Source organism: Desulfosporosinus acididurans (assembly GCF_001029285.1).
Classification (GTDB): Bacteria; Bacillota; Desulfitobacteriia; order Desulfitobacteriales; family Desulfitobacteriaceae; genus Desulfosporosinus; species Desulfosporosinus acididurans.
The window spans coordinates 22,476-37,196 of the sequence record NZ_LDZY01000017.1; the positions used below are offsets into that span (position 1 = coordinate 22,476).

General features: G+C 37.3%; 15 protein-coding genes. 6 read left to right on the forward strand and 9 right to left on the reverse strand.

Going from position 1 to position 14,721, the window contains the following annotated elements; translation table 11 throughout:
• Window positions 1-36: 36 nt before the first annotated feature.
• Entirely contained in the window at window positions 37-1,467 is a 1,431-nt protein-coding gene (locus tag DEAC_RS19180) for an SLC13 family permease (RefSeq protein WP_047811700.1), read from the reverse strand.
• Window positions 1,468-1,819: 352 nt separating this feature from the next.
• The gene (locus DEAC_RS19185; RefSeq protein WP_047811701.1) at window positions 1,820-2,497 is read right to left on the reverse strand and encodes a Crp/Fnr family transcriptional regulator; all 678 of its coding nucleotides are present in this window, start codon (window positions 2,495-2,497) and stop codon (window positions 1,820-1,822) included.
• Between the two features lie 292 nt (window positions 2,498-2,789).
• Between DEAC_RS19185 and DEAC_RS19190 the strand changes: the two genes are divergently transcribed.
• The 6 genes from DEAC_RS19190 to dltB all read left to right on the forward strand — a co-directional run bounded on the left by DEAC_RS19190 (window position 2,790) and on the right by dltB (window position 8,898).
• Complete coding sequence (locus DEAC_RS19190) at window positions 2,790-3,626, forward strand: methyl-accepting chemotaxis protein (protein ID WP_047811702.1); 837 nt, start codon at window positions 2,790-2,792, stop codon at window positions 3,624-3,626.
• Between the two features lie 640 nt (window positions 3,627-4,266).
• Entirely contained in the window at window positions 4,267-4,518 is a 252-nt protein-coding gene (gene dltC, locus DEAC_RS19195) for a D-alanine--poly(phosphoribitol) ligase subunit DltC (protein ID WP_047811703.1), read from the forward strand.
• Window positions 4,515-5,720 carry a D-alanyl-lipoteichoic acid biosynthesis protein DltD gene (dltD, locus tag DEAC_RS19200; protein WP_047811704.1) on the forward strand — a complete coding sequence of 402 codons (1,206 nt, stop codon included), beginning with the start codon at window positions 4,515-4,517 and terminating at the stop codon, window positions 5,718-5,720. The genes dltC and dltD overlap by 4 nt, the downstream gene beginning before the upstream one ends.
• Window positions 5,721-5,763: 43 nt before the next feature.
• Entirely contained in the window at window positions 5,764-5,835 is a 72-nt protein-coding gene (locus DEAC_RS24875) for a hypothetical protein (protein WP_427846285.1), read from the forward strand.
• 95 nt (window positions 5,836-5,930) lie between these two features.
• Window positions 5,931-7,532, forward strand: coding sequence for a D-alanine--poly(phosphoribitol) ligase subunit DltA (gene dltA / locus DEAC_RS19205; RefSeq protein WP_047811705.1), 1,602 nt, complete (start codon window positions 5,931-5,933; stop codon window positions 7,530-7,532).
• A 1-nt stretch (window position 7,533) separates the two neighbouring features.
• Complete coding sequence (gene dltB, locus DEAC_RS22970; protein ID WP_083996329.1) at window positions 7,534-8,898, forward strand: D-alanyl-lipoteichoic acid biosynthesis protein DltB; 1,365 nt, start codon at window positions 7,534-7,536, stop codon at window positions 8,896-8,898.
• 62 nt (window positions 8,899-8,960) lie between these two features.
• Here dltB and DEAC_RS19215 read toward each other — a convergent pair whose 3' ends face one another.
• From DEAC_RS19215 to DEAC_RS19245, 7 genes are all read right to left on the reverse strand, one after another.
• Window positions 8,961-9,338 (reverse strand): hypothetical protein, encoded by a 378-nt coding sequence (locus DEAC_RS19215; RefSeq protein ID WP_207642587.1) that lies wholly within the window; start codon window positions 9,336-9,338, stop codon window positions 8,961-8,963.
• 338 nt (window positions 9,339-9,676) lie between these two features.
• Window positions 9,677-10,804, reverse strand: coding sequence for a sodium/glutamate symporter (locus tag DEAC_RS19220; RefSeq protein WP_047811707.1), 1,128 nt, complete (start codon window positions 10,802-10,804; stop codon window positions 9,677-9,679).
• 12 nt (window positions 10,805-10,816) lie between these two features.
• Window positions 10,817-11,290, reverse strand: a complete 474-nt coding sequence (locus DEAC_RS19225) for a C-GCAxxG-C-C family protein (protein ID WP_047811708.1) — start codon at window positions 11,288-11,290, stop codon at window positions 10,817-10,819.
• 238 nt (window positions 11,291-11,528) lie between these two features.
• Window positions 11,529-12,131 (reverse strand): pentapeptide repeat-containing protein, encoded by a 603-nt coding sequence (locus tag DEAC_RS19230; RefSeq protein ID WP_047811709.1) that lies wholly within the window; start codon window positions 12,129-12,131, stop codon window positions 11,529-11,531.
• A 124-nt stretch (window positions 12,132-12,255) separates the two neighbouring features.
• Window positions 12,256-13,011: a class I SAM-dependent methyltransferase gene (locus DEAC_RS19235; protein ID WP_047811710.1), complete on the reverse strand. Its 756-nt coding sequence runs from the start codon at window positions 13,009-13,011 to the stop codon at window positions 12,256-12,258.
• A 69-nt stretch (window positions 13,012-13,080) separates the two neighbouring features.
• Entirely contained in the window at window positions 13,081-13,887 is an 807-nt protein-coding gene (locus DEAC_RS19240) for a class I SAM-dependent methyltransferase (protein WP_047811711.1), read from the reverse strand.
• A 123-nt stretch (window positions 13,888-14,010) separates the two neighbouring features.
• Complete coding sequence (locus DEAC_RS19245) at window positions 14,011-14,559, reverse strand: helix-turn-helix domain-containing protein (protein ID WP_047811712.1); 549 nt, start codon at window positions 14,557-14,559, stop codon at window positions 14,011-14,013.
• Between the last annotated feature and the right edge of the window lie 162 nt (window positions 14,560-14,721).

Sequence of the window (14,721 nt, forward strand, 5' to 3'; positions counted from 1 at the left end):
TTAATTAAATATCTGTTTTACACAAATGTCTCAGTCTTAAAACTCGCTCGTTAAAACAAACCTATTAGCTTCCAGAAAGGCACAGCAATCAGAATAATAAATAATATTAAAAACTAGTTTAATGCTAAACGCTTTCATTAGGTTTTTTAGTGATAAGTAGCCATAACTGTATGCGAGAAGAACCAGAGCATATTCATACGGGAAAATTACTTGTTCCATACTTTGATTCCAGACATAAAGAACAGGCACTGGATTTAATCCGGCATGTTGAGCTAATCTAACAATTGGCTCAGTTAATGTCGCCAAAGCTGCTAAAGGTGTCAACAAAAATTTAATGATAATTCCAAACACCCATACTGATGTTAAAGTATATAATTTTGAGCCACTCATAATAGGTGTAAGTAAGTCGGCTAAGAACTTACTGCCTCCAACACTACTGGCAACTGCGCCAATAGTCAGTGTTGCTGTAACGAAAATAATTATCGGGAAGTTAAGTTTCTTTAGTGAATCAGGTTTTGCCAAACCAACACCTGGTAAGTAAATGACTCCAACAAACAATGGGAACAACCAGCCAATTTGAACCTTATGATAGGGTTCGGTCAAAATCGCAATAACGATAAGAGCCAAAATCACAATCATTTTCTTTTCAGCAAGAGATAATTTGCCCAACTTCTTTTTCTCTTCTAGGAAATATGCTTTTGAATTAATATTCCGCTCTGATTTAAAAAGCAAATCTAAAATGACAGCACAGAGAAAACACCAAATTAAGGTTATTAAGCCGTTATTAATTAGATAGGACGTCCAACTACTGCTTACTCCTAATTTGGCTGCTGATTGATAAGCCATCATTGTCTGAGTTGTTGAAGTGAAGAAAATATAACCAGGATTCAAGGCAGAAAAAATACCGGCGAGCATAATACCCGAACTAGACTTTCCGCCGTTCTCAAGCTCTAATGCTTTACAAATACTGTAACTAATCGTGGCAAATAAGAGAACTCTAGCTGTTAAATCAGTAATTGGTAAAGATAATATTACCCCGGCAATAGTCAGGCCATAAATGATACCACGATAAGATCCCCCCGTGATTAAGATACACCAACAGGCTACTCTTTTTAGCAGTCCAGTCTCTTCCGCAATACTTGTGAGAATCATCCCACTTAATACTATCCAAGGGATATAGTTAGACCATGCACTAAATACAACATTTACAGGTGCTAAACCAAGCAGCATGTACAATACCGGTAAAATCAGTGAAACGATTAAGTTTGGGACAATTTCAAAAGCCCATAAAAAGATAGCCCCAAGAGAAAGAGCAAAGAATTGTTTTACATGACTAGTAAAGTGTGCCGTTGTAGGAATAAAAAGAATTAGTACTGGTAAACCGAGGGATATAATCCAGTATAAAATGCTTCGATTGAATTGGGTTACCTCTTCTTGATTTCTTAATTGAGCGTTATTATTACTCATACAAAACCTCCAATTATTTCTTTGACTCATATATTTATGACACCTGTTTATCCGCCTTCGCATACCAGCTCCCTTTTATGAATTAAATAGTTCTTGTGATTACAATAACATCAAGAATTATTTTCTTACTGTTGTTGAGGCTACAATAATACAATATAAAAATTTTATTGCAGTTTTCTTAAACGATTTGTAGCCATTTTTAAATTTCGTTGAGTAATTTTAACCATTTTTCAACATAGAAAAGACCTAGACTTTTGCGTTAGCATAAATTCAAGGTCTTTTAAGGATTTTCCATATAAATGATTTTCAAACTAAATAATAAGCTTAAATTTTACTGAGCTTTATGTTTAGCCTATGTATTTTGTTCCCTTTCAATTAATTCTAATAAAGTTGAAGGATTGCTGACAACAATTCGTTTTCTTTTTATATCATGTTCAATAATCCCATCATTTTTTAAAGCAACCAATAGTTTATTTACTGTAACTCTATGAAGGCCAAGCAGATCTGCCAAATCTTGTTGGGATATGTTGGCGGTATTGCCGGGTCTAGTCTGCGACATGAAATATAACATTCTATACAATCGCATTTTCGGTGAATTTAAACTCAAATCATAAATTTGTCGTGTAAGAGTTTGAATTTTGCTTGCCATTCGAGTTAGCATATCAACCATTATTTCAGAATTATGTAATATTATTTCCATAACTACCTTACGGTCAAAAGCATACACGATTGAATCTCTTTCACAAGTGATTAACATACTACATTCCCTTCCTAGGAAAAAAGGTGCTTCTCCAAAAGTATTTCCACTTTCAATGTACCATACAGATTTTTTTTCGCCCTCAAAATTGAGATAACTCATCTTAATTTGGCCTTCATCTAAATAATACAGTTCATCAACGATCTGTCCATTCCAAAGTATTGTATCATTCTTTTCATACTGTCTTTTTGTAGCAAATCCTAAGACCTTTTTCCAAGAGAACATTGTATTTGTAACCCAGGGTGACCAAAAGTTAGAAATATCACTTTCCATTACAATTCTCCTTAATATTTGTAATATAGGAATAGCTGTCGCCATAAAAATTCTAAATTGTTATATTTGAATTATAGCAGTTCGGACTACAGTTTTGAAGATTTATAAGTGTTATTATTACATTTATGAGTATACAATTAGGTAGTTAATAGATAGAAGATTAATGTCGTTATCGGATAAGAATAAACAGGACCTGAAAATTAAATTTAGATTCTTCGGGCGATTTACGTAATCTCCAACTATATTCTATTCTAAAATTATATACTATTTGTGAAGAATGGTGGTAAAACAAATGCAAATAAAATATCTTAACCAATTTATTGAAATCATGCCAGCGTTAAATGAAGTTATGCAGGAGGATATCACGATAGTTGTAATTGATACTAAAAATATGACTGTCATGGCTTATGCACCTGGTAAACTTGACAGAAAGGTAAAAGTTGGAGATCCAATTGAAAAAACTAAGACTCATGATTATGTAATCAGAAACAAAAAACAAGTATTTACGAAAATCCCCAAAACATCCTTTGGTGTTACAGCCAAAGGGCTTCTTACTCCAGTTTGCGATGAAAACGGGGAGGTCTGTGCTTTAATAAATATAATGCAAAATATCGAAAAGGAGACTAAAATTGAGGAAAGAATATCTATGATTTTCTCATCCTTGGAGCAACTTAACGCTGGTATAGAGGAAGTTGCTTCGAGTTCACAGGAAATATCAAGTTTTATTAAGGAAATTGATGATTTCACTTCGCAAACAGTAGAAAAACTAAAGAACATCGACCAAACAATTAGTGATATAAAAAACATCTCTAAGAATTCGAATCTTCTGGCTTTGAATGCATCTATAGAAGCGGCAAGAGCAGGAGATTCAGGAAAAGGATTCAGTGTTGTAGCTAAAGAAATGGGTAAACTTTCGGAATTGAGTAAAGAATCAGCAGAAGAGGTAGCAGAATCTCTTCTGAAAATCAGAAGTGCAATTGAATTTATTGATGAGAAGATGAAAATCACAAGCCTTTCAGCTGGAAACCAAGCTGCCGCAACTGAGGAGATGGCAGCTACTAGTGATGAAATTGTTTCAGTCTCAAAACAGCTCCATGAATTTGTAAAAGTTGAAAGATTCAATGCGTAATGAATAACCTCTCAAATATTAGACTTATATCATAATTTTAAAAAAGTCATTGGGACCTCCACTTCTATAAGTTGGGGTGGGTCCTGCGTTAACTTAGGGTTGGGTAGAGTCCTCCTTCGCCGCTAAGTATTCTTATTGGGAAAGGCGGCTCGGCAATAATGTCCACTGGACATTATTGTATCTGAAGCCCCGATGTTCAGCTTTGGCTGAACGAGTTCACTGGCTGTTGCTATTCATTGAGAAATATAAGCGTAAAATTTAGTTTAAAAAGATAGTTATATTGAGAGATTCTTAAGAGACCTGGAACCTTGCTAAAGTCCAGGTCTCTTAGATTCGTATTCAACAGTTTTCGCCCGATCTAGGCATCAATACATCTCTACAAAGCAGTACCTATTATTTATTAATTAATTAATTAACTTACATACATACATTACTTTATGATTTTTTCATATAACGGTTAGCCGTCGATATTCACAAGTTATTAGATTCACTGATAATCTGCCGGACTTTTTTAATATGACATTTCTTCTTTGTTCTCAGCTAATTTTAAGCTAGGATTACTATAATCTTTCTAACGCAGCCAAGATCTCATAACATTTGGCTTTTCAAAGAATTAAAATTATGATAAGGGGCGACAACAATGAGTTATCAATCGGCCATCAGAACGACAATTTTAGGAGCACTTACGGATATTTGCGGAACAGATCAAATTGAGAGCAACCCCAACCTAGATCTCTTTGCTAATAACCTCTTAGACTCTTTTGGCTTAGTTGAATTGATGCTAACGATTCATGAACAACTGAACATCGATATTGCACCGACAGAAGTAGACAGAGAAATGTGGTCGACTCCGGAGCGGATTATACAATATCTTGAGGGGAAAATGAAATGATCCGTAGACGTCTGCTGCCAATGGTTTTGGCGCTTCTCCTTTGTTTTTTGAGCATACTTGCACTTGGACCACTCTCTCAATGGTGGGTAAGCAGCTATATCAAACCAGGGGTAATTGAAACTGCAAGTGAAAATCTGATCCCCTCTCTTTTCGGAGGAACTCTTTTACAAAGTATGGCTTTAAAGGATCCACACGTAGTCCCGATGTATGGTTCTTCTGAATTTGGACATGGAGGCCCATATAATCCGACAAAGCTCTTCGCTGGCCGGCCTACCGGATGGACACCCTATCTTGTTGGACATGCAGGTTCATTAGATTTGATTCAAGCGCTTTATGCAGGAGCCCAAAATCTAAAAGGTAAAAAAATTGTTCTTTCACTTTCGGCCCAATGGTTTAGCGGTAATGGAATCTCTCAGAATACCTTCGCTGCTAATTTTTCGGCCTTACAAGCATATGAAATGATTTTCAACCCTACTTTGTCTCGTCAAACTAAAACGTCTCTGGCACGACGCCTTATTCAATTTGACGAGGTAAAGAAATCATATCCGATTTTAGATGGGCTGCTTAAATACTACGGTCAAAGAGATATAGGTTCAAATATAATGGAATTTGTCTACTGGCCAGCAGCCAGGGTTGAAATGTCCGCTTTAGAAATCCAAGACGCCGTAAAAACATATCAAGTCATTCACCATCTTCCGGCTAAGGAAATAGCCAAAAATTCAAGCGGCTCTATTCAGAGAGTTTTGCCAGCCTGGTCCAAAATGCTGCAGAAAGCTTCCGCCGATGTCCAAAAAAATGAAACCAATAATCCCTTTGGAATCGGTAATAAATTTTATCAACAAAAGATCAAGAACCCACAAAAATTCAAAAACTCTGCAACTAAGAGCCATTTTTATCCTTCTCCGGAATATTCAGATCTTAATTTATTAATGAAGGTTTTAAAGGATGAAGGAGCAGATCCAATATTTTTGATTCAGCCTGTAAATGGCCCATGGTATGATTTTACCGGTTTTCCCAAAGAACAACGTCAGAAGTATTATAATCAAGTTCGAGAGATGGCGGATCACTACCGATTTTCTCTAGCGGATTTCTCTACTCACGAGTATGACAAATATTTCATGGATGATCCATCACATCCCAGTGAGAAAGGATGGGTTGAATTCGATGAAACTTTGGATCAGTTCGTTCATCAAAAACCCTAAGACAATGTTTTGCGCCCGTGTAGTTTATTACTACCTAATAATAATGGGGCTTTTCCTTCTCTATTTGGTCCAGAAACAGCATACCCCGCCTCCATTCATATACAACGGTTTTTAACCACAATTTTCAGGACTGCTTTTAGTTCGATAGAAATTAAGATTTACAGTGTTAGAAACTTCTTTCGCTTAAATATAGTTCAAGAGGGTGGTTTTATGCTTTTGCAGCAAATCGATCAGTGGGCTAAATCAGCTCCGCTGCGCTTAGCGCATAGATATAAAGAACAAGTTTTAACCTATGCGGATCTAAAAACCTATTCTGATGTTTTGGCCTATTGGCTTTTTCAGAAGGCAACTCGCAATTCAGGAACGAAAAGACCTATTATCATTTACGGACACAAAGAAAGCGAAATGCTTGTGTTCTTTTTAGCCTGCATTAAAGCGGGGCATCCCTATATTCCCATCGATAAGTCGATTCCCACCGATCGTATACTCAAAATTATAGAATCTTCCGGTGCAGAACTTATTCTCTCCCCTACAACTTTACCACAGAAAATGAAGGTAAAAAGCCTCATTTACCTAGATAACCTTCACCTTCCAGCGATTTTCGATTTAGCACCTCAAAATGCTAAACCGCAATCGGAGTGGCAAATCGGTATCGATGATGTATGGTATATCATTTTCACTTCCGGAAGCACCGGAGAACCAAAAGGTGTGCAAATTACCCAACGTTCGTTAGAAAGCTTTGTTGCTTGGGTAAATCGCGACTATCTACCAGAACAGCAAAAGGAGATTTTTCTCAATCAAGCCCCTTTTTCCTTTGATTTATCCGTTTTGGATTTATACATGTCCTTAAGCAATGGTGGTACTTTGTGGAGTGTGGATCAGGAGCAAATCAGTAACCCTAAGGATCTATTTTATTCTTTACACGAATCACAAATAAGTTATTGGATTTCCACACCTTCCTTTGCCGAGATATGCCTCATGGATCCGAATTTCACTGAAGAGCTTTTGCCCAAGCTGCGTTACTTTCTCTTTTGTGGAGAAGTTCTTCCCAACAATGTCGCCTTGCGCCTCTTAGAACGCTTTCCGCAAGCCAAGGTCATAAACCTCTATGGCCCAACGGAGTGCACCGTGGCAGTAACGGGTGTAAATATTACTGCGGAAATCCTTAAACGTCCCGGGCCACTCCCTGTAGGACAGAGTTCTGCAGATTGTCAAATCTTAATATGTGATCCCGATGCTCTAGACAAAGTGAACTCCGCCGTAAGTTCTCAAGAACACCTCCAAAGCTTACTCAAACCTGGGGAAAGCGGCGAAATTGTCATCTCAGGGCCCAACGTTAGTATAGGCTATCTTAACCATTCCGAGCTGACAAAACGTGTTTTTTTTAAGTGGACGAAAAATGGAATCTCCCAACAAGCTTATCGTACCGGCGACATCGGCTATTGGCTCAACGGAAAACTATATTACACAGGTCGGCGGGATTTTCAAATAAAACTGCACGGCTATCGGATTGAATTAGGCGAAATTGAAGAACAGTTACGAAAGTTACCTGAAGTTGAAAATGCTGTTGTAATTCCAATTGTACGCCGGAACAAAAATGCTGCTCTCCAAGCATTTGTCAAACTAAGCAATAATTTTAAAGGTTTTACTAAAGAACCGGAATCGATTAAGCAAGAAATGGGGCAGCAAATACGCTTAAAATTAGGGCAGATATTGCCAGCCTATATGCTGCCACAACGCTACAGCTTCATTGAAAGTATCCCCCTGACAATGAATGGCAAAGTTGACCGTAAAGCACTTCAAGGAGGCTAAAATGATTCCATATGATAACTTCTCGTTTTTCTTATGGCTGCTCATACCTGTTATTCCAGCAATAATTATAGGCTTAGCCCAAGCATCTCCCAAAACCCGATCGCTGTGGATCATGCATTCGTCAATTGGTATGTTATATTTAATTTTGAAACCTCAAGCCTTTTTTGTTCAAGCCGTCATCTATTTTATCTGGGAATACCTTGTTATTTGGTTTTATCTACGTTATCGTCAATCAGAAAAGGCTAAAAACAGCTCTTTAATCTTTTATCTTGCTGTTGCAGGAAGCTTATTGCCGTTAATATTGGTTAAATTATCGCCATTTTTTGTTCCAAACGTTGGCGCAACAACAGCTGCGTTTTCTGGAGCAAAGTCCTTAGCAACTCAAAATTTAAATCATATTACGCAAGGAGTCCAAAAACTATCTAAAACACTTACTAATACACAAATCACTGCAAGTTCACAGATGCTTAGTCAATTCTCAAAAAGCATAGGACAATCTGCATCTAAGCCAAGTCAAATGACATCCCCCGAGAATACCGTTCTTGGTTTTTTAGGAATATCCTATGTGAGCTTTAGAATCATTGGAACGCTAATTGAAATCAGAGATGGTTTAATCAAGGAGGTTAATCTGGGAAATTTCATTAGCTACGTTTTATTTTTCCCTACTCTTGCCTCAGGGCCCATTGACCGCTACCGCAGGTTTCTCTCGGATCTTCAAAGAACAATAACTCGGCAAGAGTATCTCATTCATTTTACCGAAGGTTTAGAATACATATTGCGTGGTTTTCTATATAAGTTTATCTTGGCTTATTTGATTAACCAATATATGATCATACCATTAAATCATATTCATAGTTTGTGGGCGACATTTCGTTATATGTATACTTACAGCGCTTATCTTTTCTTTGATTTTGCCGGTTACAGCGCCTTTGCTATCGGAGTGAGCCGCTTTTTCTGCGTAAAAACACCTGAAAACTTTAAAGTCCCTTTTTGGTCCAAAAATATTAAAGACTTCTGGAACCGTTGGCATATCTCTTTGTCAATGTGGTTCAGAGACTATATCTATATGCGCTTCGTTCTCGACAGTGCCAAAAAGAAACGTTTTAACAGTCGCTACACTACTTCCGCTCTTGGTTACCTCTTGCTTTTTCTTATAATGGGAATTTGGCATGGAATCGAGTGGCATTACATTGTCTATGGTCTCTATATGGCTTTTCTCATGATCGTCTTTGAGTATCTGGAACGTTTCAATAAAAAAAAGCATTTTTGGGGGGATGGGAAAGCTTGGGACATGCTGGCCCGATTGATTACCCTCCAGTTTACTTGTTTTGGCTTGCTAATTTTCTCCGGACGCTTGCTTAAATAATCCAGCATTTATCATAGCGACTATTTCTTCTTGAGCTCACTATTCCCGATTAACCTTGTATATTAGGATTTTTCGATATCATATCCGAAAACGTCAGCTGAGTTGTTTAAAAGATCTTTAGACAAATCACAAGTCCCCCCAGCTTTTTCACTGTATCCGCCGCCTGCGCGCACAAACATGTTAATCGACCAGACTTCTCCGGTAACAGCGTCAATTTTAGAGGAATAAATGGTTTTACCATCTGCCGACGTAAAACTGCCAAACCATGTATCCCGTTCCTTAATAGGGAACAACTGCATCACAGAGGTATAGCCGCTCAAATCACTTCCGGTTATTTCTACAATTTTTGCCGCAATTTTATCAGCGGCCTGCTCTTTTGTTATGTCTTTAGCAGATGGTGTATAAACTTTACTAACTTCTGCTGCTTTTTTGGCATCCATTCCCTTGGTTTCAATAGGGGCCGAGTCCGTAATAGAAAACACACGCCGTGAATTCGTTAATAGGATGTTCGTCCTCCACAATAAGTATCCTTGCCATATATATCACCTCATTTTGATTGTATTATAAATCTATTATAATGTTGTAAAGGAATGGACTGGTTGGGTCACTTACTTTTTCGAGAAGTTAGGGAGGTACTCCTTTTTTGTCTTAGATGTAAAAAGTCTCCCTCGGAATATGAGGGAGACTTTAGCAACAAAATTGGCAATGAATTATTGATCCCGGTAAAGACTACCATGATTCTATATTCTTTGATATTTTCTATTGCCACGAAAAAAAGCTAAAGGAATAACTTAATAATGTATGGATTAAACACCGAAATAAGCCATGCACCCACTGGGGGGACAATGTATAAAACTATTGGAATAGCCCCTTCCTGTTCTCCAATACATTGAAGGGTAGACATAGTACTTGCTGGCATTCCTAAACTAAAACCGATTAACCCTGAAGCTACATAGGCGGCTAAGGCGTTTCTTTTGTAATAACGGAAAACAAAATAAAAACTGAAAAACATCAGTATACAAGCCTGGAGGGCAAAAATTAAAATAGCGGCAGGATTAAGTTTCGCAAGCGCGGTGAGGTCCATCGACATGAAAGATATAATTAAAAGCATGGATAAAGAAAAATTGCCAATAATATTTACCTTCGGTGATTGAATCGAAGATTTGCCTGTTAATTCAAACAACTGTCGGATAATAAGCCCTGCAAGAAAAGCCCCCCCTGCCGGGTTTATCCACTTGCCAAACCCCAATTGTGTAGGGAGCAGACCCAGACATATAGTCAATAAAAAAATCAAAAGATGTTGTAAGAATTCGTAAGGCTTAAACTCAATTGGTGTTATATTAGGCGATTCCAATTGGGTTCGCTTCTTTAATAAAATAAAAAGGCAGCCCCCTAAGAGCGTACCAAAAATGTTTCCAAACACCGAATAGCCATTAAACAGTCCAAGATAAGCATGCCCTCTTGATATTAGACTGGGAACCCCTTGGAGTATAGAAGCATCCCCCATCAAGCCCATTGATCCAAATATGACCGTTTGAAATGGATTGTAGCCGACAGCCTTACTAACCAATAAACTAACGACATTCTGAAATAATGCTACAAAAATAACAATTCCCAAAAATAGGATTTGACCTTTGTAACCTTTTTTTAAAAAAGTACGATCTGTTCTTAGTCCAATTGAAGCAAAGAATCCGGCAACAAACACCGGGAGCATAGAATAATCCAAATTATATTTAACATGTCCAATACTTTTAAAGCAAAGAAAGAGGCCAGAAGCCAAAATACCTCCAATAAACGGAGCTGGGATGTACAACTTTCTTAACCAAATTATCTTACTCTGAAGGTAATAACCGAATAGCAAAAAAAGGCCTGCCGCTGTTATCGTTTGCATTGAGTTAAAATTCATAAGACTAAACTCCTATATGTTAACAGATTTAATTGTATTAATTAACTCTTCATCATCCAACAATTTATCTGTTATCCAAGCCGCAACTTCTCCGGTTATTTTTACACAGTGAGCTTTGCGTTCAGGAGAATCAAAGACTAAATCTTTTGTAATGACTCGACAGCAAGTGCTTCTATATAACTTTTTAATATGATCATGAAGATCAGCAGCAATAGGAAGCATTTTGCTATTCATTGGATTGCCATGATCTCGGCCGTAAGCCATACCTAAGGCCATTACACCACCACTTATGGCTCCACAAACACAACCCGATTTTCCGATCCCGATCGGAAAGCCTGAAGCCAATCTGCTAATTGAAGGATCAAAAGGCCAGCCAAGCAACTCATTGAGAGTATGGATCACAGATTCAGAACAAAAAAACTCACCTCTCTGGAAGTATCCTTCCGCCTTTGTCCTTACATCATTAATAACTTTTTCTCTTTCCATATACTGCCTCCATCAATAATTAAGTAGTTATGCGCACAAATCACTATTATATTATATTATTGTAATCACAATAACTCAATTACCTTTTTAACAAAAAAACCACTGTTTTCACTTTTATCGTGATACAGAGGTTTTTTTAAAAAACTAAAAGCTTTGAGTTATTACCACAATATACCACTTCTCGACTGAGGATATCTCCTCTCGAAACATGGAAATAATCAACTCCTTAAATTAAGGGTTATATAATTTTTACCCCTAAAATTTGTACTATATCAACTGCTTGCAAGGCGTTTATCTTTGCACCCTTGAGCTCACTGAACGTATCGGATAACGTAATACCCTCGATTAAACAATTTGATAGGTCAATTCCTTTTAGTGAAGTTTTAAAGAAATCTGTTCTCTGAAAATCAACCGCTTTGAGGTTAACCTTTTTGAACTTTACCTCTGAAAGAAATGCTTCTTGAAAGTTACAATCACTAATCGTACAGTTTTCCCATACTGATAATGTGCAATTTGTGTAACGGAAGGAAGAATTAGATAACACTGCTTCTTTAAAATGGCTTTGGTTAAAATTGCTTCCACTGCCTTTACATTCTGATATTTGCGCTTTCTTCCAATAGCTATCTTCAAAATTACAATTTGAGAAATCGGAATTCATAAAATCTGAATCATAAAAGCTAGTACGTGAAAAATTGCAATTAATAAATTGACACTTGACAAACTCTACCGACTCAAATTCAATCTTTGAAATATCAACATCTGTGAGAACATCATTGACAAAACTTACATTCTTAAGATAGTTATCATCTAACCTTGCATCTGAAATCGCTTTTTCCAACATAACAATTGCCTCTTATATCTTAATATCCGGAATATGAAATTTATCAAATTTCAATCCGCCTTCCTGCCCATTTCCAAGGAAGCTTCTTTTAACTGATGACTTGTAAACTCAGCACTTATACATGCTAGTTCTTAGTTGCTAAAAGTTCATAACGATAAGTAGTTATATAATCATTTCCAAAAGGATAGTTGACTTTGCATTCACTTGATAAATTATTAAGCAGCTTAAAGATCTCTTCCCTATTGCTTTGGCTTGTTCCCATCCTGTCAAACCAGACTGGTAACTTATACTCTGATTGAAGCAACGATGCATGAACTATTGTCAGCGGCAAATCCTGTAATAATTGGTTCCATAATCGCGGTGAATAAGAATACTGATGAGAACTGTCTCTTAATAACTCAATACGATTAATTACCTTCTCAGATTCATCACCATCAACAACTGAGCAATCAAGGATATATAACTTACCTCCAGGCTTCAATACTCTGCACATTTCACGAAGGGCATTTCGCACATCGGAAAAATGATGTACTGCAAACCTTGAGGCAACAATATCAAATTGCCCGTCGGAAATATTTAAGTTGTGTACATTTTCTGTCCTAAAAGTTATATTACTTATACCGTCTTGAATTGAAGCAATTTTAGCTTCAGCTAACATTTCCGGGGTAATATCAATTGCTGTCACCTTTTTGGCAAATTTGGCTAGAGCGATCGCAGTATGACCTGCTCCTGTAGCAACATCCAACACGTCGTCATTAAAGTTAGGATCGATTAGCCCAATCATTCTATCCAAATCTTTCGGATTACCGTGGGTAGAACTCAATCGATATTCATATGCTCTTTGCCCAAAATTTTTCTTAACCTCATTCGTATTATCCATAGTAACCTCCATTCCGCCGCTGACGCAAGCAGCACAAATACTAATGTAATATTAAGTGTAACTTTACTCTCACTTGTGAGCAATCAAATAAATGCGATTAAACACAATTGGCACCATGCCATCTTCCCTAGCCTGCTCACTGAGGGCTTCTCTAAAAAGCTCTCTGAACTTCTCTACGTAATCCAACGATAACGACACTTGATAATAATCCTGGTTTAAGTACCCATTTTCTGCTCCTGATTGATAAATCTGAAATGCTTTATTTACACTATAAAGAGTTTCTTCCTGCACAATCTGACAATGACTAACTCTAAAACCATTACGTTCAAATAGTCTTGCATAGTCCTTAGCGTCTTCCAAGAAAAGCCAAGGACTTCTGTAGTCAGAAAATACCCCACTTGTTACGGGGTTGCTCCGAATCTTCTCCTCCGCTGCCACAAAGTTGGTACAAAAATTTCTAGTTGCAGGTGCCTGGATACCCATGCGACCACCTTGCTTCAGAGCTTTGAAACATCGTTTTAAAACTACATCAGGATCTCTAAACCATTGGAAAGCGGAATTAGAGAAAATTACATCAAATTCTGAACTGAATTCAAAATCAGCAGCATCTCGTACAGCAAAAGTTACATTGTCAGATGCTGTTCCGCTTTGGCGGGCTTTCTCAATCATGCCCGGTGCCACATCGATTCCAACCACTCGCCCCTTGGTCATCTTGGCAATCTCCGTTGATATATTGCCAGGCCCACATCCCAAATCAAGAACATCATCGCCATTTTTAATAGACAATAGATCCAGTAGAACTTTGGAAGCTGACTTTTGTACGAGAGCCGTTTTTTCATAAACATCTGCTGCTTTACTAAAATTAATTCTAGACATTTTATCCCCTCCCTAAATAGTGTTAAGAATGAAACTTTGTTTACCTGCAGGAAACAAAGCGGGCAAAAATAATGAACTAATTCTCCTTGCAAACAGTATTCAATACTCTTGCAGATTAGCTTATTAGAGGCTGAGAATCGAAATATAGGTAACCTTCTCTCCTTGCATCGGGATTGCGCCATGTGGTACATCAGCATAAAAGTACAGCGAATCTCCAGCTTCCACAAAATATTCTTCATTTCCATATACATACTTCATTTTACCGGTTAGAACATAAATAAATTCTTGCCCAGGATGGTCATAAAGCTTAAGCTCATGACTAACTTGGTTATCTATTGTAACTAGTATTGGTTCAAACTTTTGCTGTGGAAAACCCTGCACGAGACTTTCCATCATTTGACCGTCAACTTTACTCATAGGTCTTTGCGATTTCTGATTCCCTCGCACAATTTCAATATGCCGTGCTTCAGCAGCTCTAAAAAGCTCACTTAAAGAAACATCAAGGGCACGGGTTATTCTCATCAAAGTACTAAGGGGCGGCGACACCTTATTGTTCTCAATTTTAGACAATAGACTTTTAGTAAAACCAGTACGCTTCGCTAATTCGTCCAATGTCAACTGTTTTTCCAGCCGAACTTGTTTTAGTTGTTTGCTAATAAATAAATCTTCCATAACTGTCACTATCCTTAAACGTCTCTAAATCAAGATTCATATGACTATTCCAATTGTTTACTTTACAGAAACATTATATCCTTGCAGTCAACTCATTGTCAATACATTATTTCGCATAAGATAATTGACTCTCCTTATAGTCAAACTGCTGCTTGAAATCAG

What these genes read in the sequence shown, in the direction of transcription:
- dltC (WP_047811703.1), top strand. Translation starts at nt 4,267, where the DNA reads ATGAGTTATCAATCGGCCATCAGAACGACAATTTTAGGAGCACTTACG.
- DEAC_RS19180 (WP_047811700.1), bottom strand. Translation starts at nt 1,467, where the DNA reads ATGAGTAATAATAACGCTCAATTAAGAAATCAAGAAGAGGTAACCCAA.
- DEAC_RS19185 (WP_047811701.1), bottom strand. Translation starts at nt 2,497, where the DNA reads ATGGAAAGTGATATTTCTAACTTTTGGTCACCCTGGGTTACAAATACA.
- DEAC_RS19240 (WP_047811711.1), bottom strand. Translation starts at nt 13,887, where the DNA reads ATGTCTAGAATTAATTTTAGTAAAGCAGCAGATGTTTATGAAAAAACG.
- DEAC_RS19190 (WP_047811702.1), top strand. Translation starts at nt 2,790, where the DNA reads ATGCAAATAAAATATCTTAACCAATTTATTGAAATCATGCCAGCGTTA.
- dltD (WP_047811704.1), top strand. Translation starts at nt 4,515, where the DNA reads ATGATCCGTAGACGTCTGCTGCCAATGGTTTTGGCGCTTCTCCTTTGT.
- DEAC_RS19225 (WP_047811708.1), bottom strand. Translation starts at nt 11,290, where the DNA reads ATGGAAAGAGAAAAAGTTATTAATGATGTAAGGACAAAGGCGGAAGGA.
- DEAC_RS19245 (WP_047811712.1), bottom strand. Translation starts at nt 14,559, where the DNA reads ATGGAAGATTTATTTATTAGCAAACAACTAAAACAAGTTCGGCTGGAA.
- DEAC_RS19215 (WP_207642587.1), bottom strand. Translation starts at nt 9,338, where the DNA reads ATGGATGCCAAAAAAGCAGCAGAAGTTAGTAAAGTTTATACACCATCT.
- dltA (WP_047811705.1), top strand. Translation starts at nt 5,931, where the DNA reads ATGCTTTTGCAGCAAATCGATCAGTGGGCTAAATCAGCTCCGCTGCGC.
- DEAC_RS19235 (WP_047811710.1), bottom strand. Translation starts at nt 13,011, where the DNA reads ATGGATAATACGAATGAGGTTAAGAAAAATTTTGGGCAAAGAGCATAT.
- dltB (WP_083996329.1), top strand. Translation starts at nt 7,534, where the DNA reads ATGATTCCATATGATAACTTCTCGTTTTTCTTATGGCTGCTCATACCT.
- DEAC_RS19230 (WP_047811709.1), bottom strand. Translation starts at nt 12,131, where the DNA reads ATGTTGGAAAAAGCGATTTCAGATGCAAGGTTAGATGATAACTATCTT.
- DEAC_RS19220 (WP_047811707.1), bottom strand. Translation starts at nt 10,804, where the DNA reads ATGAATTTTAACTCAATGCAAACGATAACAGCGGCAGGCCTTTTTTTG.